Raw genomic sequence first — 20990 nt, 5'->3', positions numbered from 1 at the left:
GAGCAAGCGTGTCACCTTACTTAAAAACCGGCCATAACAACGATCGGTACTAATGTTACAAACCCAGATTCGTCACACCGGCCAAAACGCTAGATCTAGTGTTGCGCCATCTGATTGATACAATTTGGCGTATATTGGCATAGTCGGTCAACGGTAAAAATCACTCCGAATCGCCATCTTTTTTGTTGACCGAGTATTATGAAATTCGTGCAAGATCGCCCGAGTGATTCATCCACAACTCAACGCACTCAGACCAACTCAAAATCCCTCCTCCGTTGGAAGAAAATTATTATGTGAAGGTAACGAGTTGTTCACTGCCCCTAAAGGCTTCACCGTAAACTGCTAAGAAAAAAAACGCGCTTCTCGGTCGCAACCGTGAAATCCTCCACAGTCTCAAACTCATTTCTGATTTCGAAATAATTAAATAAATGGTTAACAATACTCAGGGCGCGATGCCTATAATCCTACTATTATGAGACCACAATACTATAATTGCAGGCGCTACGAATTGTCACAGCCAGCATTCAAATGAGGATTCGTAAATTTGGGGAATTCAGGTTTTCACCCTGTCCGGTGAATTGCCAATTGGCAGTGTCTCACCGGACAAAGGAAAATGGTCGGGACGGCAAGATTCGAACTTGCGACCCCCTGTACCCAAAACAGGTGCGCTACCAGACTGCGCCACGCCCCGGACCGTGGGCCTTCTCTAGCCGCGCCCAAAGGATTCGAAAACCCCTAACATGGCCATTTTGCTGGACCGTTTGAAAAAACATTCTGGCGCATCTCAGTTCCGGCGGAAATTCCATATCGCGCCGCCAGACCAGCGTTGATTTCCAGCACAGCGTACACCTGATCGCCACCTGGAATAGGAGTCAGATCGCCTGGAACTGCGTTGGAATGCACCCGTGTGACCGTGCCGGTTACATCGATGAAAATGATATCCAGTGGGATCAGTGTATTCTTCATCCAGAAACTTGCACGCTGCGGGGCTTCGTAAACGAACAGCATTCCCGCACCACGTGGCAGTGACTCTCGATACATCAAGCCCTGCGCGCGTTCGTCAGGCGTGTCTACAATTTCGATATTAAAGGAGGCCCGTCCCCAGTTGCCTCGTAGATCAACCCGATCAGGTTGACAGTCGTCGGCCTTGGCCGCGCCTGAAACGGCCACAGCAATAGCTAAAGTCAATGCTGTGGCGATTTTTTTCATGAAGGGATACTCAAGTGTCTTCTTCGACAGCGTTTTCCCACGCCATCACTTCGACCGCCATTCGACCGCGATTGCCGTCAATAATCCGCATCGCTAGCGCCTCGCCCGGTTGCAAGTCTGCCAGCCCGGATTGACGCAAAACTTCGACGTGCAGAAAGACGTCGTCATTGCTTCCAAACACATTAGCAAAGCCAAAGCCCTTGCCCTTGTCGAACCACTTGACGCGCGCAGGCTCTAGCGGCTCTGAACGTATCGCATCAAGATCAAGATCTGCAAAGTCAGCCAAAACCGGCGCGACTTCACGGTCAGGTGCAACGATCGAAACAACTTCGACGGCCTGCACCCCACGATCCGTATTATGAGTAAGAATCACAATATCAGCTCCATCCGCAACCGAGCTTTGCCCAAAATTACGAAGAACATTTACATGTAACAGGATGTCTGGACCGCCAGAATCGGAAACAACAAAACCATAGCCTTTAGCCGGGTCGAACCACTTAACTTGGCCCCGCACCTGATGCATACTGCTTAAATCATCTGCCAATTTATAGTCCACCGCGTGTTCTTGTTTTTATTGCTGTTAACAAAGTTAATGCGCCAAACCAGCTATCGTTTTCAAGTCTAAAAGATTCATTTAGCTTCGAACTTTGTTTTTAGTGTCACACGAAAAAATTTTAGTGGCCGAAATAATTATGGACTAATTCTTGTAACCCCCCACGAAGACGCGGCATTCTCACGTCGCCAAACAAAGCGATCATGCAGTCGAAACTTACCATCTGCCCAGAATTCTATTTCCGTTGGAACCAGCCGATACCCCCCCCAAAACGGTGGCCGTTTCGGAGACGTCCCTTTGGTAGCGGTAACCTTGGCCACCTCTGCCATAAGGGCAGCACGGCTGGACAGCGGTTGCGACTGATGAGAGGCCCAGGCCCCAAGCCGACTTTGCAGAGAGCGAGACTGGTAATAGGCGTCGGCCTGTGGACCGTCCTCGCGGCTGATATCTCCACGCACGCGAATTTGACGGCGCAGCGATTTCCAATGCATCACAAAAGCAGCTTTCTTCGCTTGGTCCAGTTCCCTTGCCTTGGCGCTTTCATAGTTGGTGTAGAAAACAAAGGCGCCCGCCTCGATCTCTTTTAGCAGAACCATCCGCGCATTTGGCATGCCGTCGGCATCAACCGTAGACAGAGCTATGGCGTTGGGATCGTTGGGCTCTGTCTTTTCGGCTTCGGCCAACCAGATCCGGGAAATCTCAAATGGATCGTCCCCTGTAAAAATTCCACTGCGGTCTGACATTGATCCCTCACTACATAATTATCGGCACCTTAGGCAGCTTGTCCCTGCCCCACAAGGCCACCAACCCTTGAAGCAAACCGCCCAATAATCTAAAGGTCGCTAAATCACGCGAACACGGGCGGAGAACCTGAATGTCAAATCAACTGATGGCTGGGAAACGTGGCCTTATCATGGGCCTGGCCAACAACAAATCAATCGCTTGGGGTATTGCTCAGGCCTGCGCCGATGCTGGTGCTGAGTTGGCCTTTTCTTACCAAGGCGAGGCGCTGAAGAAGCGTGTTGGCCCGCTGGCCGAGCAATTAGGCAGCGACACCGTCCTGCCCTGCGACGTTTCTGACGAAGGGTCGATTGACGAGCTGTTCAACGCATTGGAAGAAAAATGGGGTAAGATCGACTTTGTCGTCCACGCCATTGGTTTCTCTGACAAAGGCGAGCTGCGCGGTCGTTATGTCGACACTAGCCGCTCTAACTTCCAGATGACCATGGATATCTCGGTCTATTCCTTCACTGCCGTTGTAAAACGCGCCGAGAAGATGATGTCTGAGGGCGGATCGTTCCTGACCATGACCTATTACGGTGCTGAGCAAGTGATGCCACATTATAATGTCATGGGTGTTGCCAAGGCAGCACTTGAGGCGTCGGTCAAATACCTGGCCGAAGATCTGGGCAAAGACGGTATCCGCGTCAACGCGATTTCCGCGGGTCCGATCAAGACATTGGCCGCGTCGGGCATTGGTGATTTCCGCTACATCATGAAATGGAACGAGTACAACTCGCCACTGCGTCGTAATGTGACCATTGATGATGTTGGCAAATCAGCCCTGTACCTGCTGTCTGACCTCAGCTCGGGTGTGACCGGTGAAAACCTGCACGTTGATGCGGGCTATCACGTGGTTGGCATGAAGGCGGTTGACGCACCGGACATGTCCAAAGAATGAGCCTTGCCGCCTTCATAGCTGCAGTTCTGCTCTGCCTGATGGCAGCCATCAGCCCCGGCCCTGCCGTGTTGATGGCGGCGCGTATTGGGTTGACCGAAGGCTGGCGCACCGGAGTTGCGCTGGCCATCGGTATCGGAGCGGGCGCGGTTGTTTGGGCGGGGGCGGCCCTGTTTGGCCTGGCGCTGTTGTTTGACTATGCGCCGGTTCTACTGACAGCATTGAAATTTGGCGGCGCCGGATTTCTGATCTGGATGGCCTATAAAATGTGGCGCGATGCCGATGCCCCGATTGCCGAGGCAGAGGCTCCAGCCACACCGCGATCCCCATGGGGCGGGTTTCGCTTGGGTCTAGTGACACAACTGGCCAATCCCAAACCTGCCGTATTCTTTGGTGCCGTTTTTGTTGGAACGGTACCCACAGGCACAACCGGCGCTGTCATGGCAGCCCTGCTGGTTTGTATCTTTCTGGGCGAGACCCTATGGAACGCCCTAGTCGCCCGGCTTTTTTCTTTGGAAAAGACCCGGCGCGTCTATATCAACTTGAAACACCTGATTGATCGAACCTTTGGCGGGCTGTTAGCCCTGCTAGGGGTTAAAATCGCAGCAACCTGACGCACTCACCGGAGAGCCACACAATGACCGATCGTCTGCCACATGAAAAAGGCTTTCACATTTCCTGGGATCAGATCCACCGGGACAGCCGGGCCCTTGCCTGGCGCCTGGACGGTCAGGGTCCAAACGATGGTGCCTGGCGCGCCGTGGTCGCAATTACCCGTGGCGGCATGGCCCCAGCGATGATTGTCGCACGCGAGCTGGACATCCGCACCGTCGACACCATCTCGGTTCGCTCTTACCACCACCAGGAGCAGGGTGAGGCTGAGGTGCTGAAAGCACCGGATGCTGACATCATGGGCGACCAAGGTGAAGGTATCCTGATCATCGACGACCTGGTCGACAGCGGCAAAACACTTGATCTGGTGCGCAGTCTGTACCCCAAAGCGCATTTTGCTACCGTTTATGCCAAACCCAAAGGTCGCCCCATGGTGCATACCTTTATCACCGAGGTCAGCCAAGATACCTGGATCTTCTTCCCTTGGGATATGGCGCTACAGTATGTTGAGCCATATCGCGGTACCGACTGATAACACAGCATAATTCAACAGAAACGCGTCCTATCGGGGCGCGTTTTTGTCTTTGGCGGTTAGTCCACATGTCTTTTTACCAAAACCTGTGTTCGCTCTAGCAGCTCTGGCCCTGCGGGCGCCCCATGACCCGGTACCACGATGTCGACCTGCGGAAACCTCTGCTTCACAAGACCGATTGCTGTGTCCCAATGAAGTACATCGGCGTCTTGGGTGTTCCCCAAGCGTTTGGATGCAGCTGAGCGGACCATGCATCCGCCATACAGCAATGAATCCTTGGCAACATAGGCAACCAGATTGTCATGAGAATGGGCCCCCCCCGGAAAGAACAAATCAACAAGTCCAACCGATAACACGTCCTGACCAACGGATAGGTGAATGTCGTTCTCAGCGGGCTGCAGTCCATTTGCTAGCGCCAGCTCATTACTCAGCTCTAGCGCATAGGTTTCAATGTCCCGAGATTTTACCGCGCCTACCCCGCCCATTTTATCGAGATGCGCATGGGTGAAATAGGCGCGGGTGACTGGTTGTTTCAGGTCATCACGGGCCCAGTCCAAAATCGCATCTGTCTGGGCGTCGGTCCAGCCACTGTCGATCAGAATGGACTGCGTTCCCTCAGCTACAATCAACCCGTTTGCAGGAACGGGCCCAAACTTTTCATAGTGCTTGTAGCTGGTGTGCATCCAAACCGACTCTGAGAGCTGTTTGAACTCTACCGGTATCATGTCCGCGCTATCACTGGCTGGGGCTTGCGAGGCGGTGGTTACACAAAAGGCTGCCGTAAAGAGAAATCGAATGGGGGGAAATTTCATAAGCCTGATCCATTTTTCCTGTCAATTTGGGAGGACGTAGATCCCAAAGCAAGAGGTTTGATCTCCACCGGCAGGTACCTGCCAACTTTATGTTCTTGCCAAACTATTACAGGAACACGGAAACCGTTTTAGGGTTGAGACAAACGCCTGTGCATCGCATGGTTCAGCAACCCTGCTAAGGCCCTACTCGTTTAGACTGGACGACCGAATGTCATCACCTCGCACTACGGACACATTCACCTCGCCGATTGTTGAATCCCGCCGCTGGATTGACGGCGTCAGCTTTCCTGCGGATCGGCCACTGCTGAATGTCAGCCAAGCGGCCCCCATTGATCCGCCCCCCACTGGGCTGCGCCAAGCCATGGCACAGGCAGCGATAGAAGATGACAGCGCGCATTTATATGGCCCGGTTTTAGGACGCCCAGAACTGCGCACCGGCCTTGCGGTACAAATTTCCGAGCACTATCAAGCCCCGGTTACGGCACAACAGGTCGCTATCACCTCGGGCTGCAATCAGGCCTTTGCGGCGACAATTGCTGCACTGTGTACAGATGGTGACGAGGTCATCATTCCGGCCCCTTGGTATTTCAACCACAAAATGTGGCTTGATATGTCCGGCGTCAGTGCTGTCCCGCTAAACGTGGGTGCCGATATGTTGCCAGATGTGGACCGCGCAGCCGACCTGATCAGCCCCCGTACCCGCGCCATTGCGCTGGTGTCACCTAACAACCCTTGTGGTGCAGAGTATCCTGCAGACTTGCTGCGCGCGTTTTATGATCTGGCAAAATCACACGGGCTGGCGCTGATCCTTGACGAAACCTATCGCGACTTCGACAGTCGCTCTGGCCCGCCGCATCAGTTGTTGCAGTTGCCCGACTGGGACCAAACGCTGATCCACCTGTATTCGTTTTCCAAGGCCTACCGGCTAACCGGCCACCGGGTTGGGGCGATTGCAACGTCAGCGGCGCGGCTAACTGAGATGGAAAAGTTTCTCGACACGGTCACCATTTGCCCCAACCAATTGGGCCAGATTGGCGCGCTGTGGGGCATTGAAAACCTGTCAGATTGGGTTGCCGGTGAACGCGATGAAATCCTAGATCGACGAGCAGCCATTCAGGAAGGCTTTGCAACAATAGGCGAGCAAGGATGGAAACTACTTGGCTGCGGCGCTTATTTTGCTTATGTCGAACACCCATTTCAGCAAGACGCAACCGAGATCGCACGCAAACTGGTCGACGAGGCATCAATCCTGATGTTGCCCGGTTCGATGTTCATGCCAGATGACGACCCGGCAGGCGAACGGCAGTTTCGCATCGCCTTTGCTAATGTTGACCGGGCTGGCATTTCCGAACTGTTCCGCCGTCTGGCCGCCTTTCAACCATAAGGCCAGACTTGATTAATCCGTGAGGTCCCGCAACACGGCTTGCTCCTTACCGGGTGGCAGCGTATTCAAGGCATCAGAAAATTTTAAACCCCCTGCTGCGACCGATTCAAAGGCGCGATATGCAGAGGCATCGACAAATAAGAGGGCATCATGGCCGCAGGCATGAAACATCTTTCGAAAACCTTCGTGTGGATCCTGATGGGGTTGATCATGCTTAGCCTTGTTGGCTTTGGAGCCATTAGTTTTACTGGCTCCAATTCATCCGTCGCCACGGTTGGCGATCAGGAAATCTCCATCGAAGATTACTACCGTGAGATGCAGCGCGAACAGCGGGCATTGCAGGCACAGACTGGTCAGTTGATCCCGATGTCGCAGCTTGCGGCACTGGGCATGGACCGTCAGGTGTTGAGCCGTCTGGTATCCATTGCTGCCATCGACAACGAAGTTGAACAGCTGGGCATTTCGATTGGCGACGAAAACCTACTGAAAGAGATCGTCGAGATCCCCAGCTTCCAAGGTATCAACGGTGAATTCGACCGTGAGTCATATGCCTATGCCCTAAGCAATGCAGGCCTGTCCGAGCGGGACTTTGAGGACGACCTTCGCCGTGAATCTGCCCGCACACTGGTACAGGGTGCCATGATGGTTGGTGCAGAGATGCCCACAACCATGCGCGACACCATCACCAGCTTTATCGGCGCACGCCGCAGCTTTTCTTGGGTTCAGCTAACCAATGATGAAACAGCAATGATCGCGCTGGCTCCAACAGACGCCGAATTGCAGGCCTATTACGATGCCAACCCCGATCAGTTCGTCCTGCCCGAAACCAAAGAAATCGCTTATGTGCTGATGTCGCCTGACATGCTGATTGATCAGGTAGAGGTCGACCAAGACACCCTGCAGGCCCTGTTCGACGAACGCGCAGATGAGCTTCAGGCCCCAGAGCGTCGCCTGGTGGAGCGTCTGGTGTTTTCCGATGAAGAAGCCGCCGCAACCGCTAAGGCACAACTGGAAGCCGGGGGCACTACATTTGAGACCCTGGTTGAAGACCGCAAATTGGCACTGGCTGATGTGGACATGGGCGACATGACAATCGGTGCTCTGGGTGCCGCTGGTCAGGACGTATTCGCCGCTCAGGTCGGAGACGTTGTTGGCCCCCTGCCCTCGGATCTTGGCCCTGCCTTATTCCGGATCAACGGCCGTCTTGAGGCCCGCGTTACCCTGCTGGCCGACGTTGAGGCTGAACTTCGTGACGAACTGGCGACTGGCCGTGCCCGTCGCTTGATTGAACAGCAAGCCGAAGAGATTGACGACCTGTTGGCAGGCGGAGCTACACTGGAAGAAATCGCTGACGAAACAGACATGGAGCTGGGCCAGATCAACTGGACAGCCGAAAGCAGCGACAGCATTGCCGCCTATAACGGTTTTCGCGAAGTCGCCGCAGCCGTCACAGTCGAAGACTTCCCCGCTGTGGAATTCCTGGAAGACGGCAGCCTGTTTGCCATCCGTCTTGAAAATGTGCTGCCAGCCCGGCCTGAGCCACTGAAAGATGCTATGACCAAAGCTTTGCAGGGATGGAACGACGAGCAGCGTCAGAACGCCATCACCACGCAAGCCAACGCAATTCTTGCCCGCGCCGAAGCTAATGGCAGCTTTGACGAGAACCTGGACGTAAATGATGAAGTAGGCCTGACCCGGACTGCCTATATCGACAATACACCTGCGGACATGATGAACCAACTGTTCGAAATGGAACCGGGTGAGCTGCGTTTGGTATCTGACGAAAACTCGACCGTGGTGCTAAGCCTGAAGGAAATCCTTCCAGCGGAAGAAAACAGTGACCTGACTGAACTGTCCGACGCTTTGCAGGCTCAGCTGAACCAAGCGCTGTCGCAGGCACTGTTCCAAGCATTTGCGCAAGATGCTCAGTCTCGTGCACGGCCTACGATCGACCAGCAGGCCATCAACGCCGTTCAGGCCAACTTTCAGTAACCAAGGCACCAGAACATGGCTTTGACCCCCGATTTTGATACCTTCGCCAAGGCCTATGAGGCCGGCGAAAATCAGGTTGTCTATACCCGCTTGGCTGCGGATCTGGATACTCCGGTTTCCCTGATGCTAAAGCTGACAGGCGCCCAAAAGGACGCCTTTATGCTGGAATCAGTGACTGGCGGAGAGGTCCGCGGTCGGTACTCAATTATCGGAATGAAGCCAGATCTGGTCTGGCGCTGCCATGGCACAACATCGGCCCTGAACCGGTCAGCCCGGTTTGATGCCGATGATTTCACCGATCAGACCGGTGACCCGATGGACAATCTGCGCGCACTGATCGCCGAGAGCAAGATCGACCTGCCCGAAGATCTGCCACAGGCCGCCGCCGGACTGTTCGGCTATCTGGGTTATGACATGGTGCGGTTGGTTGAGCATTTGCCAAATGTGAACCCCGACCCGCTGGGTCTGCCCGATGCGCTGATGATGCGCCCGTCGGTGGTGGCTGTGCTGGATGGCGTAAAGGGCGAGGTCACTGTGGTGTCGCCCTGCTGGGCATCTGACGGTCAAAGCGCCCGCGCCGCATATGCGCAGGCCGCAGAACGGGTGATGGACGCGGTGCGGGATCTGGAACGCGCCATGCCTGCCGAAACCCGCGATCTGGGCGAAGCGGACGAGATTGCGGCCCCAGTTAGCAACTTCACCAAAGAAGGCTACATGCAGGCGGTGGAAAAGGCCAAGGACTACATCCGGGCCGGTGACATCTTTCAGGTGGTACCTGCGCAGCGTTGGACCCAGGATTTTCGCCCGCCTCCATTTGCGCTGTACCGGTCGCTGCGCCGAACCAACCCGTCGCCGTTCATGTTCTACTTCAACTTTGGCGGCTTTCAGGTGATCGGTGCCAGCCCGGAAATTCTGGTGCGCGTGTTTGGCGATGAAGTCACCATTCGCCCCATTGCAGGCACCCGCCCCCGTGGAGCCACCCCCGAAGAAGATCGCGCCCTAGAAGCCGACCTGCTGGCCGACAAGAAAGAACTGGCAGAGCATCTGATGCTGCTAGACCTAGGCCGCAATGATACCGGACGGGTTGCCAAGATCGGCACAGTGCGACCGACCGAAAAATTCATCATCGAGCGTTACAGCCACGTGATGCACATCGTGTCCAATGTTGTGGGTGAAATGGCAGAGGACAAAGATGCGCTGGACGCTTTCTTTGCCGGGATGCCTGCCGGGACAGTTTCTGGTGCCCCCAAGGTACGGGCTATGGAGATCATCGACGAGCTGGAGCCGGAAAAGCGCGGTGTCTATGGTGGTGGTGTTGGCTATTTCTCGGCTGGCGGAGATATGGACATGTGCATCGCGCTGCGCACGGCTGTGGTTCAGGATCAAAAGCTGTACATTCAGGCTGGTGGTGGTGTGGTCTATGACAGCGACCCGGAATCCGAGTACATGGAGACCGTCCACAAATCTAACGCCATCCGCCGCGCAGCCGCTGACGCTGGACGCTTTACCGGTAATGGCAACAGCTAATCCTTAGTGAGAATTCATCCACCTAGGTGGTAAGAGGCGTCCCGCAATCGGGGCGCCTTTTTATTTAGTGTCAAAGTATTTTGGTTTATTGCTGAATGAGTTCTGATGTCTCTAACTTTGTTCAGATCGATACGACCGCGCAGGCAGCATGCTTTAACGCCATCCTATATTGCTTCAGTGCTGAACGGTCCTTGTCTCCAAGCAGCTGGCAGTGCGCCAGAGGTGCAACACCAAAACGAGCACGACCAACGTCGATACAGTTACAGGGTCACTGACGTGCAGCTACGATCTGCGAGAAAAACGATCTGCAAGACAATTGTGAAGTCAGTATTGGTTAGGCAATATTAGTTAGGCGATATTAGTTATGCGATACTGCGCACAAAGAACACGGCAGTCATGACCAAACCAACAACAACCACTATCGCTTTGACCATCGACACAGGCATCCGCCGCGCCAGACGGGCCCCAACGAATCCACCAACAGTGGCTGCGACCATCATGACCCCTGCTTCGTACCAGTAGACGATTCCAGCCAGGGTAAAGGTCACGACAGATGCTGCGGACAGAACAAAAGACAGGATATTTTTCAACCCGTTCATCAGGTTAAGGTCACGCATCCCCTGCACAGAAAACAAGGCCAGCAGAACAATGCCCAGCCCGCCGTTAAAGTAGCCACCGTAGATGGACACAATTAGAGTACTGATCCAACCGTTAGACTGTGCCTTGCCTTGTTTCACAATCCAGGAATTGATGCGCCCACCTAACAAAAATAGTATAGTGGCAAACAATAAAAGCCATGGCACGATCCAGTTGAAAACACTGGCAGGCGTTACCAACAATAGCAGCGATCCGGATACGCCACCAACCACTGACAGACCCACAAGACGGATCAACAGACGACGGTCAAATGAGCGCAGCTCACTCAGAAACCCCAATGCACTGCTGGCATACCCAGGGAAAACCGCCACTGCACTGGTTGCGTTGGCGGCGATAATTGGCACGTTGAGAAACACCAGTGCCGGAAAGGTCAGAAAACTGCCGCCACCAGCAATCGCGTTCAGTCCCCCCGCCAAAAACGCGGCGGTGCACAGAATAACCAAGTCAATCATAAGGAATTTGTTCTTTCGTTAGGCGAAGGAACCAACGGCGTCACTTCATGTACGTCGTTGGGACACCGTCGATTACTCGTCAATCGAATTGGAAAGCGCGGCAGACACGGGTGCCAGCGCCACCCGCGAAGCGCGATCTTGTAGTCCCCACAGCAGCAGTGCCGAAATCGTATCAGGTCGAACGCGACCCAGCATAATTACAGCCCCCTCCTGCCCTGCACGAAACGCGGCTTGGTCCAGGAAACGGCGGATTGCCTTGGGGTTTTGACCGGCGCCATCAAAATCTCGGAAGACAACCGAAGCCGGGACACCATCACGGGCAGCCAGTTTCTGCACAGTGTTCAAACCATGATTCTGTGTCACCATACCCCGACCCGATGCTGCGACCACAGCCGAGACCTGATCTGCCAGTGGCCGGTTGCCTTGAAATCCAGTGCCTGTTCCCTCTAGCACACCAATTGTTTCGGGCAGTGTATCAAACCAAACCGCCAGCGCGGTTTCGGCATCCTGCGGCGCAGCTTCGCGCGGTAGATTTGTCAGCACTAGCACCTCAAACCCCGCGGCACGACGCGCTTCCATTTTCTCGGCGGCCTTGGGATCTTGGGGATCGATGGCAAAGCTAAGAGGATAGGGAAACCCGATCAGGGCCTCGGCACCAATCGACTGTTCATCGTCGATTAGAACAATCGACATCAGGGGCCGGTCTTCGGAATTGGAGAAAGGAACCGAGAATTCCTTGAATGGTGAAATACCTTGAATATCAGAAGAAACCTCAGAAGTTTCGTTATCTCGATCGGGTAGCGGCACAACTGGCGTGCCAATGGTCGGACCATCAGACGTTTCCTGCCCTTGCTCTGTAGTTGACAGCGCATCGACTTGCTCGCCCTGTTGATCAGCGGTTTCTTCCTGAGCCTCGGTAAAATTACCGCCTATTTCCTGGCGCTCGCCCGGCACGATCTGTTCTGCAGGCGCAGTGACAACTGTTGGCAATTGACCGACCGGCATATTTCCTGACGCCGGTGGCTGAAGTGTCGCGATCTCGACCTCAACACTTGGGACCATCACCGGAGCAGACTCTGGGTTTTCAGGGGATTCGGGGGCAGCACCTTTGGTCATGCCGGTTTCAAGATCAGCCCCTCGATCAGCAGTGGGGCCTGTCGCAGTCGCAATTGTGGGTACTACGGTCACATCAGGTGCTTGGGTTGCTGGGGGCATTTCAGGTAGCGGTGAAACAATTCCGGGCTGCGGCGGCTGAGCGGGCTCACTAGACACAACAACATCAGCCTCTTGCAGTGGCACTGACGGAGCAGGAAGGGAATCGACCACAATAACGGGTGTATCGGTTTGCGTGGTAACATCCGGTGTAGAACTTTGGGCGGCCTGTAGGTCAGCAGTTTCGGCCAAGCTGGTTTCTTCAGCACCGACAACTGGGCGGGATGCGGATTGCGTATCAGCAGCCTGCATACCACTGGGTTCGACTCCGGGAGCTTCATCTGGTGCGACAGGTGCAGCCTCAACCAGATCTGCATCCGGTCCAGGAGTTTCTGTGGGCAAGGCTGATTCACCTGTTGGTTCGCTGGTTTCCGATGGGGTTTGGACAGTGACATTCACAACTTTAGGCAAAGGTGCCGACAGAGAAAGCATTGCAGCCCCCCCTACAGAGACCACCGCCCCAAAACTCATCCCAGCCAGGAGTCCTCGCATGCCTGTCTCGCCTTTCATCTTATTCGCCTGCCCATTTGACCTGCGGAACCTGCACCAATCAGCGCCGGTGGAATTCTTGCCGAGCCACCCTGCACCCTTGACGCTGCCGCGCAACCCTGAACATGTATGTTGTGACCACTATAATGCGGCGTGGCCCCGCCCCGCCAGCCCTTAAACGAGCCTGTCAACATGTTGCTGCTAATAGACAACTATGATTCCTTTACCTACAACCTAGTGCATTACCTTGGGGAACTAGGCGCACAGGTAGAAATTCGACGTAATGACGCGCTGGATGTGCAAGAGGCCATGGCGATGAACCCCGCCGGTATTTTGCTATCCCCTGGCCCCTGCGACCCTGATCAGGCCGGCATTTGTCTGGCGCTGACACAGGCCGCTGCTGAAACCCGCACGCCATTGATGGGTGTATGTCTGGGCCATCAGACCATCGGCCAGAATTTTGGCGGCAATGTTGTGCGCTGCCATGAAATCGTTCACGGCAAGATGGGCACGATGAAACACACCGGCAAAGGCTTGTTCGCTGGGCTACCTTCGCCGTTTGAGGCCACGAGATATCATTCGTTGGTTGTGGGCCGCGAGACTCTGCCTGATTGTTTGGAGATCACAGCCGAGCTGGACGATGGCACCATCATGGGGTTGCAACACAAAGAATTGCCGATCCACGGCGTTCAATTTCACCCTGAATCTATTGCCTCTGAACACGGCCATGCGCTGTTGCAGAACTTCCTGAACGAAATGAAGGTGCCCGCATGAGTGATCGACTGAAGCCACTTATCGGTGCATCGGCCGAGCGCCCGCTGACACGCGACGAGGCTGAGCGGGCCTTTACCCTGCTGTTTGAGGGCGAAGCCACGCCGAGCCAGATGGGCGGTTTGCTGATGGCATTGCGCACACGCGGTGAAACAGTAGACGAATATGCCGCGGCGGCGGCAGTCATGCGGGCCAAGTGTAATCCTGTGAAAGCAGCCGAAGGCGCGATAGATATCGTGGGCACCGGTGGCGATGGCAAACACACGTTGAACATTTCCACTGCCACCGCGTTTGTTACCGCAGGCGCAGGTGTTGTTGTCGCCAAGCATGGTAATCGCAATCTGTCGTCAAAATCCGGCACCGCCGACGTTCAGACCCAGATGGGTATCAACGTAATGGTGACCCCGGATGTGGTTGAAAAGGCACTGGCAGAATGTGGCATCGCATTCATGATGGCCCCGATGCACCACCCCGCCGTGGCGCATGTGATGCCAACCCGCCAAGAGCTGGGAACCCGAACAATATTCAATATTCTTGGTCCTTTGACCAACCCAGCTGGTGTTAAACGTCAGCTGACCGGTGCATTTTCCCGCGATTTGATCCGGCCCATGGCTGAAACATTGGGACAACTTGGGTCAGAAAAGGCTTGGCTCGTCCACGGGTCAGACGGCACGGATGAGCTGACCATTACCGGCATCAGCTGGGTCTCCGCACTTGAGGAAGACGGCAGCGTAAGGGATTTCGAACTCCACCCGGAAGAAGCAAACCTGCCAGTGCACCCGTTCGAAGCCATCATTGGTGGCACGCCAGAGGACAACGCCAAAGCGTTCCGGGCATTGTTGAATGGTGAACAATCCGCCTACCGCGACGCAGTTCTTCTTAATTCCGCTTCGGCCTTGGTGGTTGCTGGCAAGACAAATAGCCTGCCGGAAGGTGTTGAAATGGCACGTGAAAGCATTGATTCTGGCGCTGCAAAGATGAAACTGGAAGCCCTAGCACGGATCACATCCGGGGCAGCCTGATATCTGTATGACGACACCCTACATGCCTTCTGGCTGGTCCGATCTTCCTTTTTTCACCGAAGATTGGCCAGCCATCGCAAATTCTATCGCAGCTGACACGCGTCAAATCCTGCCGCCAGATCATCAGCGGTTTGCAGCGCTGGACCAAACCACACCCGAACAGACCCGCGTGGTTATAATAGGCCAAGATCCCTACCCGACACCGGGACACGCCCATGGGCTGGCCTTTTCGGTTGAACCGGATGTGTCGCCCCTGCCCCGGTCGCTGAACAATATCTTCAAAGAGCTGATCGACGACACGGGCCAAGCCGCTTTGAACGGCGACCTACGCCATTGGGCTGCGCAGGGTGTCTTGTTACTGAACACAGCACTGTCAGTCCCGGCCGGAGAAGCGAACGGTCACAAGCATCTTGGTTGGCCCAAATTGGCCCATCAAGTGCTGGAACATACCTCGCAACGGCCCACTGCATATATTCTGTGGGGTAACGCGGCGCAAAAGCTTGAATCTTTTATCAATCCGGGCGATCACCTGATCCTGAAATCTGCCCATCCCTCGCCCCTATCAGCGCGACGCGGCTTTTTTGGCTCGCGTCCGTTTTCTGCGGTGAACCGCTGGCTGGCGTCACGGGATGAGACTACTATCGACTGGACCGTACAACCGGAGGCGTTGAAATGACAACAAATGTGCTGGACAAAATCAAGGCCTACAAGCTGGAAGAAGTGGCTGCCGACAAGGCCGCCAAACCCCTAAGCGAAGTCGAAGCCGAAGCACGCGAAGCAAGCCCCACACGTGGGTTTGCACAGGCCCTGTTTACCGCAAACCGCGAAGGCTATGGCCTAATCGCCGAGATCAAAAAGGCCAGCCCTTCCAAAGGCTTGATCCGCGCTGATTTTGAACCGGCAGCCCTAGCGAAGGCCTATGAGGAAGGCGGCGCAACATGCTTGTCTGTACTGACGGATACACCAAGTTTTCAGGGCGCCAAGGAATTTCTGGTGCAGGCTCGTGCTGCCTGTAGCCTGCCAGCCCTGCGCAAGGATTTCATGTATGACACTTATCAGGTCGCCGAAGCCCGTGCGCTGGGGGCCGATTGCATCCTGATCATTCTCGCCTCGGTATCCGATACTCAGGCCGCCGAACTAGAGGCCGCGGCCTTTGAATGGGGTATGGATGTTCTGCTAGAGGTCCACGACGCCGAAGAGCTAGAGCGCGCCTGCGCGTTGAAATCGCCGCTGATGGGGATCAACAACCGCAACCTCAAAACCTTTGAGACTACTCTGGACACCACTCGCATCCTGTCAAAACAGGTGCCTGCCGACCGCACAATTGTCTGCGAAAGCGGCCTGTCTGGCCCAAGTGAATTGGCTGAAATGGCAAAATACGGGGCCCGTACCTTCCTGATCGGTGAAAGCCTGATGCGTCAGGACGACGTTGCCGCCGCTACACGCAACTTGCTGGCTTCGCCTCTAACCCCCGGAGCAATGTGATGCCGCTGACCCATTTCGATAGCAAGGGCGACGCCCATATGGTTGATGTCTCGGACAAGGCGGTGACGTCTCGCATCGCCACCGCCGAGGCGCATATCCGAATGGCGCAGGCCACCTATGACATCATCGCCGAAGGCAAAGCCAAGAAGGGTGACGTTCTGGGGGTCGCACGTCTTGCCGGCATCATGGGGGCCAAGAAAACCCCCGACTTGATCCCGCTGTGCCATCCGCTGCCCGTGACCAAAGTCGCGGTTGAACTCACACTCGACCCGGATCTGCCCGGTGTGCAGATCGAGGCCACGGTCAAGACCACCGGTCAAACAGGCGTGGAAATGGAGGCCCTGACCGCCGCCAGTACTGCCGCGCTGACTGTCTATGACATGTCCAAGGCCGTGGACAAAGCGATGGAGATCGGTGGCTTGCGCGTCATTTTGAAAGACGGCGGAAAATCAGGACGTTACGAGGTTTAAATGATCACAGTTGATGACGCGCTTGCGCATTTGATGGCCCTGACCGCTCCGCTGGACAGCGAAGAGGTCCCCCTGATCGATGCAGCCGGCCGGGTGCTGGCGCAGGATGCAACAGCCAAGCGTGATCAACCACCCTTTGCCGCCTCGGCCATGGATGGCTACGCCATGCGGGCCGACGAGGTTGAACAGCACTCCATCCTAAAGGTGATCGGCGAAGCTGCTGCCGGTCACCGCTTTGACGGCACACTCAAACCCGGTCAGGCGGTGCGCATCTTTACCGGTGCTCCGGTTCCAGTAGGCGCTGATTTTGTTGTCATCCAAGAAGACATCACGCGATCCGGTGACCTGATCACCATTGCAAATGTTCCCAGTGACAACTCTAACATACGGCCAATGGGCGGTGATTTCACAATCGGCGACACAGTAAGTGCACCACGCCTGTTGTCACCCAGTGACATTGCGCTGCTTGCCTCGATGAATATCGCTACAGTCCAGGTGACCCGCCGCCCCCAAGTCGCGCTGATTTCAACCGGTGACGAGCTGGTGATGCCAGGTGATACCCCAGGCCCCGATCAGATCATCGCCTCAAACACTTTTGGTCTAAAGGCCATGCTGGATCAGCTCGGCGCCCATGCGCGTATCCTGCCCATTGCCCGCGACAACGAAACCTCACTCAAGATGGCCTTTGATCTTGCACGCGGCGCAGATCTTATCATCACCATCGGCGGTGCGTCGGTCGGTGACCATGACTTGGTCGGCAAGGTTGCAGGCGATATGGGGCTGGAACGGTCGTTCTACAAAGTTGCCATGCGCCCCGGCAAACCCCTGATGGCCGGTCGAATGCATGACGCCGCCATGGTCGGCCTTCCCGGCAACCCGGTGTCTGCAATGGTATGCGGTCAGGTCTTCATTGCCCCAATGATCCGCTCCATGCTTGGCCTAGGCGCAATCCCAACGCCCACCAAAACCGCTACACTATCACAACCGCTGCCGGCCAATGGGCCGCGCCAACATTATATGCGGGCTAAACTGGACCAAGGTCAAATCCAAGCCTTTACCCGCCAAGACAGCGCTCTGTTAACAGTTCTCTCTGATGCCAACGCCCTGCTGATCCGCCCTTCAAATGATCCGGCACGCGCCATTGGCGAACAAGTCACCTACGTTTCGATCTGACTACTTTCTTCTTGTCTTAAATACCTCTGCCAGAGGCCTGTGCCTGCGGCACGGTTCCCCCAGCAGGGGCAAAGCCGCAACACAGTTGACACAAAACAAGAACGGGACTAGAACAAATCAAAACATGACGGTGCCGAGGATGTTATTATGCTGACCAAGAAACAGTTAGATCTGCTGGAATTCATTCACGATCGCCTGCAAAAGGACGGTGTGCCGCCCAGTTTTGACGAGATGAAGATCGCCCTGAACCTTCGTTCCAAATCTGGCATCCACAGATTGATTACCGCACTCGAGGAGCGCGGCTTTATTCGTCGCTTGGCCCACCGTGCCCGTGCGATTGAAATCATTCGCCTGCCAGAGTCCCTAGGTGGCAGCAACACCCCAATCGGATTCTCGCCACGGGTTATCCAAGGTGGACAAACTCCGCCCTCGCCATCTGCACCTGCCAACATTGAACCCACCCGTGCAACTGCTATGGAACTACCCGTTATGGGGCGCATCGCGGCCGGTGTACCGATCGAGGCGATCAGCCAAGTATCTCATCAGGTCTCAGTCCCCAGCTCTATGCTGTCGACCGGAGGCCAACACTACGCACTAGAGGTGCGTGGCGATTCCATGATCGACGCTGGTATCAATAACGGAGATGTGGTGGTCATTCGCGAAACTGCAGTGGCCGACAATGGCGATATCGTGGTCGCGCTGGTTGAGGGCCAAGAGGCAACATTGAAACGCTTCCACCGCCAAGGCGGGTCCATTGCCCTTGAGGCCGCAAACCCGGCCTATGAGACCCGCGTTTACCCAGACAGCAGTGTCAAAGTGCAGGGCCGTCTGGTTGGATTGATCCGCACATACTGAAGCAACATTCAGGGCTGGCGCCGGTCTCTTGCACCATTGCCAGTCCACAACCGCTGCCCCGACAAATCGCGGGCACTGACCAACACTCCCTCTGACGTTATCATCAAGCTGCCCAGGTCGCGCAGTCGGGCTGGATCAAACACCAAACACCCGCCGGTTAGATCCTTGTTCACTGTAGTAATGATAATTTCCCCATCCCTGCAGCTATCATAGGCCTCGACGGCTCGTTTGCCGATGACATGGATCACCTCATGGGTTCCAATCCTTGCAATCTTTGCCCGTCCCAACCAGCGTCCAGCGGCAGCAGCCTGATCCGTTCCGTCACCGTCATTCTCCAGCCAGATCCGTGCTGCAAAGCCAGCGCCTTTTGGCTTTGATAGCGCCCGGCCTTCATCGGTCATCTTGCCGACCAAGGCGCCATCTGCTGAAATCAATACAGCTGGGCGTTCAACCTGGGCCCACAGGACAAACGCAAGAATGACTGGCACAACACCAAGCGTGCGAAGCCATCCCTGCCATAGGATCACAAACAACGCACCAAGTGAAATAAGGGGTAGAACGACAGGTTCGGGTGCAGCCACCCTGCCCTGCGCACCGTCCAGACTGGTGACCCAATGCGCCACCATAAGGATCCAATCCAATCCCCAGCTCATCAGGCTTAGCCCGATCATCTCGGCGCCTAGCGGAGCCAAACATAACGCTAATACCGCCGCAGGTATGACCAACACGCCCATCAATGGTACCGAGGCCAGATTGGCGATTAGTCCGTAGTGCGACAGGGTGTTGAAATGTGCGGCCCCAAATGGGGCGGTTGCAGCCCCCGCAACTGCTGAGGAAATCACCACAGCGGTGGCCCCCCGCAACCAGCTCGGCCCCAATGAAATTCCGGAATCCCTGGTCCAAGAAAAGACTGCGACCAAGGCTGTTGTGGCAGCGAAGCTCATTTGGAACCCGGGACTTAACAGGCTTTCTGGTCGATGTATCAGCACAATCATCGCCGCCAAACCCACGGCCCGCAGTGAAAACGCCCGCCGGTCCAGCAACACCGCCCCCAACACAACCGCAACCATGATAAAGGCCCGCTCTGTTGCGACATTGCCGCCCGACAGCGCCAAATAACCCGCTGCGACGATCAACGCCCCTACAGCCGCAACTTTTTTTACAACCACCCGCAGCGCAATTCTGGGCCATAGACACAAAATGAACCGCAAGCATGCAAACACAAATCCGCTGAGTAACCCCATGTGCAGACCGGAGATCGCCAACAAATGCGCCAAATTGCTGCCGCGCAGTGCTGCTAGGCTGTCCTGACTAATGCCGCTACGATCGCCTGTTGTCAGGGCAGCAGCAAAGCCTCCGGTTTCGCCCGGCAGACGCGCCTGAATATAGGCCGAGGCCTGTAGCCGAAGGCGCTGCAACCAAAGATCACCCCCGCTAGGGTCAGCAAGCAGCACAGGCATACGGGTATATCCAACGGCACCAATGCGTTGAAACCAGGCATGACGGCGAAAGTCAAAGCCGCCTGGCTCGGCCGGCCCTTGCGGCGGCATCAGATATCCCGTGGTCAGAATCTGACTACCCGGAACAGGTACGTCGGTTGGCCCATGCAAGGAAACGCGCAGGCGTTCAGGTGTCTGCTCTCGCGGCATGTCACGCAACCGCACCCGGTCCAGTGTCAAACGCACTGCATCACTGGCGGATCGATCAATGGCAACAATGCGGCCTTCGATTGGGCCGTAATACCGATAGGGTAACACCGCGGCCGCGACATGATTGGCGCGATAGCCACTTAGGCAGAACCCGGCTGCAACCAGCATAACCGCCCATCCTAGGACAGCTGTATTCTCGTGCGCTCGTAGACCAACCAGGCCGCCAATAGACCCAACGCAGACTAAGGCCGCGTATACTTTAATGTCAGGTTCGGTCATCAGCGCAAAGTACGCCCTAACCCCTGTGCCCAGAAAAACTGGGGCCCAGGGGAACAAATGCCCCCGCTGCGACAGCAACAGGGAGTCGAGGGCTGCAGTTGCACGCATCTTGCTCCTCACCGTTTGGCTCGGTAGACAGGCGTCAAAGCTTCCTCCTTCAAAGTTACCAAAAGGTAA

At 55.6% G+C, this 20990-nt stretch carries 20 protein-coding genes and 1 tRNA gene; 13 read left to right on the top strand and 8 right to left on the bottom strand.

Annotated elements, in window-relative coordinates:
* Positions 1-614: 614 nt before the first annotated feature.
* The 4 genes from DL239_RS07440 to pdxH all read right to left on the bottom strand — a co-directional run bounded on the left by DL239_RS07440 (position 615) and on the right by pdxH (position 2505).
* Positions 615-691: transfer RNA gene (locus DL239_RS07440), tRNA-Pro, on the bottom strand.
* Between the two features lie 44 nt (positions 692-735).
* Positions 736-1209, bottom strand: a complete 474-nt coding sequence (locus DL239_RS07435; protein WP_167683379.1) for a DUF192 domain-containing protein — start codon at positions 1207-1209, stop codon at positions 736-738.
* A gap of 10 nt (positions 1210-1219) precedes the next feature.
* Positions 1220-1753, bottom strand: coding sequence for a cold-shock protein (locus DL239_RS07430; RefSeq protein WP_167683451.1), 534 nt, complete (start codon positions 1751-1753; stop codon positions 1220-1222).
* Positions 1754-1899: 146 nt separating this feature from the next.
* Positions 1900-2505 carry a pyridoxamine 5'-phosphate oxidase gene (gene pdxH, locus DL239_RS07425; protein ID WP_167683378.1) on the bottom strand — a complete coding sequence of 202 codons (606 nt, stop codon included), beginning with the start codon at positions 2503-2505 and terminating at the stop codon, positions 1900-1902.
* Between the two features lie 131 nt (positions 2506-2636).
* On the opposite strand from pdxH, the gene fabI reads away from it, so the two are divergent.
* From fabI to gpt, 3 genes are read left to right on the top strand one after another with little or no spacing between them, the layout of a single operon-like run.
* Positions 2637-3443: an enoyl-ACP reductase FabI gene (gene fabI / locus DL239_RS07420; protein WP_167683377.1), complete on the top strand. Its 807-nt coding sequence runs from the start codon at positions 2637-2639 to the stop codon at positions 3441-3443.
* Positions 3440-4054, top strand: a complete 615-nt coding sequence (locus tag DL239_RS07415) for a LysE family translocator (RefSeq protein WP_167683376.1) — start codon at positions 3440-3442, stop codon at positions 4052-4054. The genes fabI and DL239_RS07415 overlap by 4 nt, the downstream gene beginning before the upstream one ends.
* A gap of 23 nt (positions 4055-4077) precedes the next feature.
* Positions 4078-4584: a xanthine phosphoribosyltransferase gene (gene gpt / locus DL239_RS07410; RefSeq protein WP_167683375.1), complete on the top strand. Its 507-nt coding sequence runs from the start codon at positions 4078-4080 to the stop codon at positions 4582-4584.
* 59 nt (positions 4585-4643) lie between these two features.
* Here gpt and bla read toward each other — a convergent pair whose 3' ends face one another.
* Positions 4644-5396, bottom strand: a complete 753-nt coding sequence (gene bla / locus DL239_RS07405) for a subclass B1 metallo-beta-lactamase (protein ID WP_167683374.1) — start codon at positions 5394-5396, stop codon at positions 4644-4646.
* A 208-nt stretch (positions 5397-5604) separates the two neighbouring features.
* Between bla and DL239_RS07400 the strand changes: the two genes are divergently transcribed.
* The 3 genes from DL239_RS07400 to trpE all read left to right on the top strand — a co-directional run bounded on the left by DL239_RS07400 (position 5605) and on the right by trpE (position 10299).
* Positions 5605-6780 carry an aminotransferase gene (locus tag DL239_RS07400; RefSeq protein WP_167683373.1) on the top strand — a complete coding sequence of 392 codons (1176 nt, stop codon included), beginning with the start codon at positions 5605-5607 and terminating at the stop codon, positions 6778-6780.
* Positions 6781-6930: 150 nt separating this feature from the next.
* Complete coding sequence (locus DL239_RS07395; protein ID WP_167683372.1) at positions 6931-8772, top strand: peptidylprolyl isomerase; 1842 nt, start codon at positions 6931-6933, stop codon at positions 8770-8772.
* Positions 8773-8787: 15 nt separating this feature from the next.
* Positions 8788-10299 (top strand): anthranilate synthase component I, encoded by a 1512-nt coding sequence (trpE, locus tag DL239_RS07390; RefSeq protein ID WP_167683371.1) that lies wholly within the window; start codon positions 8788-8790, stop codon positions 10297-10299.
* A gap of 362 nt (positions 10300-10661) precedes the next feature.
* Here the strand turns inward: trpE and DL239_RS07385 are convergent, their stop codons facing one another.
* A complete protein-coding gene (locus DL239_RS07385) occupies positions 10662-11408 on the bottom strand; it encodes a sulfite exporter TauE/SafE family protein (RefSeq protein ID WP_167683370.1) in 747 nt (248 codons plus the stop codon).
* 72 nt (positions 11409-11480) lie between these two features.
* Positions 11481-13052, bottom strand: a complete 1572-nt coding sequence (locus DL239_RS07380; protein ID WP_240931793.1) for a divergent polysaccharide deacetylase family protein — start codon at positions 13050-13052, stop codon at positions 11481-11483.
* Positions 13053-13301: 249 nt separating this feature from the next.
* Between DL239_RS07380 and DL239_RS07375 the strand changes: the two genes are divergently transcribed.
* The 7 genes from DL239_RS07375 (at position 13302) to lexA (ending at position 18885) form a co-directional block, all read left to right on the top strand.
* Positions 13302-13883 (top strand): anthranilate synthase component II, encoded by a 582-nt coding sequence (locus tag DL239_RS07375; RefSeq protein WP_167683368.1) that lies wholly within the window; start codon positions 13302-13304, stop codon positions 13881-13883.
* The gene (gene trpD / locus DL239_RS07370; RefSeq protein WP_167683367.1) at positions 13880-14902 is read left to right on the top strand and encodes an anthranilate phosphoribosyltransferase; all 1023 of its coding nucleotides are present in this window, start codon (positions 13880-13882) and stop codon (positions 14900-14902) included. The genes DL239_RS07375 and trpD overlap by 4 nt, the downstream gene beginning before the upstream one ends.
* Before the next feature lie 7 nt (positions 14903-14909).
* Positions 14910-15578 (top strand): uracil-DNA glycosylase, encoded by a 669-nt coding sequence (locus tag DL239_RS07365; RefSeq protein WP_167683366.1) that lies wholly within the window; start codon positions 14910-14912, stop codon positions 15576-15578.
* On the top strand, positions 15575-16387 hold the full coding sequence (gene trpC / locus DL239_RS07360; protein WP_167683365.1) for an indole-3-glycerol phosphate synthase TrpC: 813 nt from the start codon (positions 15575-15577) through the stop codon (positions 16385-16387). Before DL239_RS07365 ends, trpC begins: the two co-directional genes overlap by 4 nt.
* Positions 16387-16857, top strand: a complete 471-nt coding sequence (moaC, locus tag DL239_RS07355; RefSeq protein WP_167683364.1) for a cyclic pyranopterin monophosphate synthase MoaC — start codon at positions 16387-16389, stop codon at positions 16855-16857. Before trpC ends, moaC begins: the two co-directional genes overlap by 1 nt.
* Positions 16858-18030, top strand: coding sequence for a molybdopterin molybdotransferase MoeA (locus DL239_RS07350; protein WP_167683363.1), 1173 nt, complete (start codon positions 16858-16860; stop codon positions 18028-18030). It begins immediately after the preceding gene.
* Positions 18031-18177: 147 nt separating this feature from the next.
* Entirely contained in the window at positions 18178-18885 is a 708-nt protein-coding gene (lexA, locus tag DL239_RS07345) for a transcriptional repressor LexA (RefSeq protein WP_167683362.1), read from the top strand.
* Positions 18886-18893: 8 nt separating this feature from the next.
* On the opposite strand, the gene DL239_RS07340 is transcribed toward lexA, so the two are convergent.
* The gene (locus DL239_RS07340; protein WP_167683361.1) at positions 18894-20921 is read right to left on the bottom strand and encodes a ComEC/Rec2 family competence protein; all 2028 of its coding nucleotides are present in this window, start codon (positions 20919-20921) and stop codon (positions 18894-18896) included.
* Positions 20922-20990 lie beyond the last annotated feature (69 nt).

Origin of the sequence: Parasedimentitalea denitrificans, assembly GCF_011813015.1 — a bacterium.
Lineage (GTDB): Bacteria > Pseudomonadota > Alphaproteobacteria > Rhodobacterales > Rhodobacteraceae > Parasedimentitalea > Parasedimentitalea denitrificans.
Note: the sequence above shows the minus strand (reverse complement) of the source record. Positions and strands in the feature narration are given on the sequence as shown.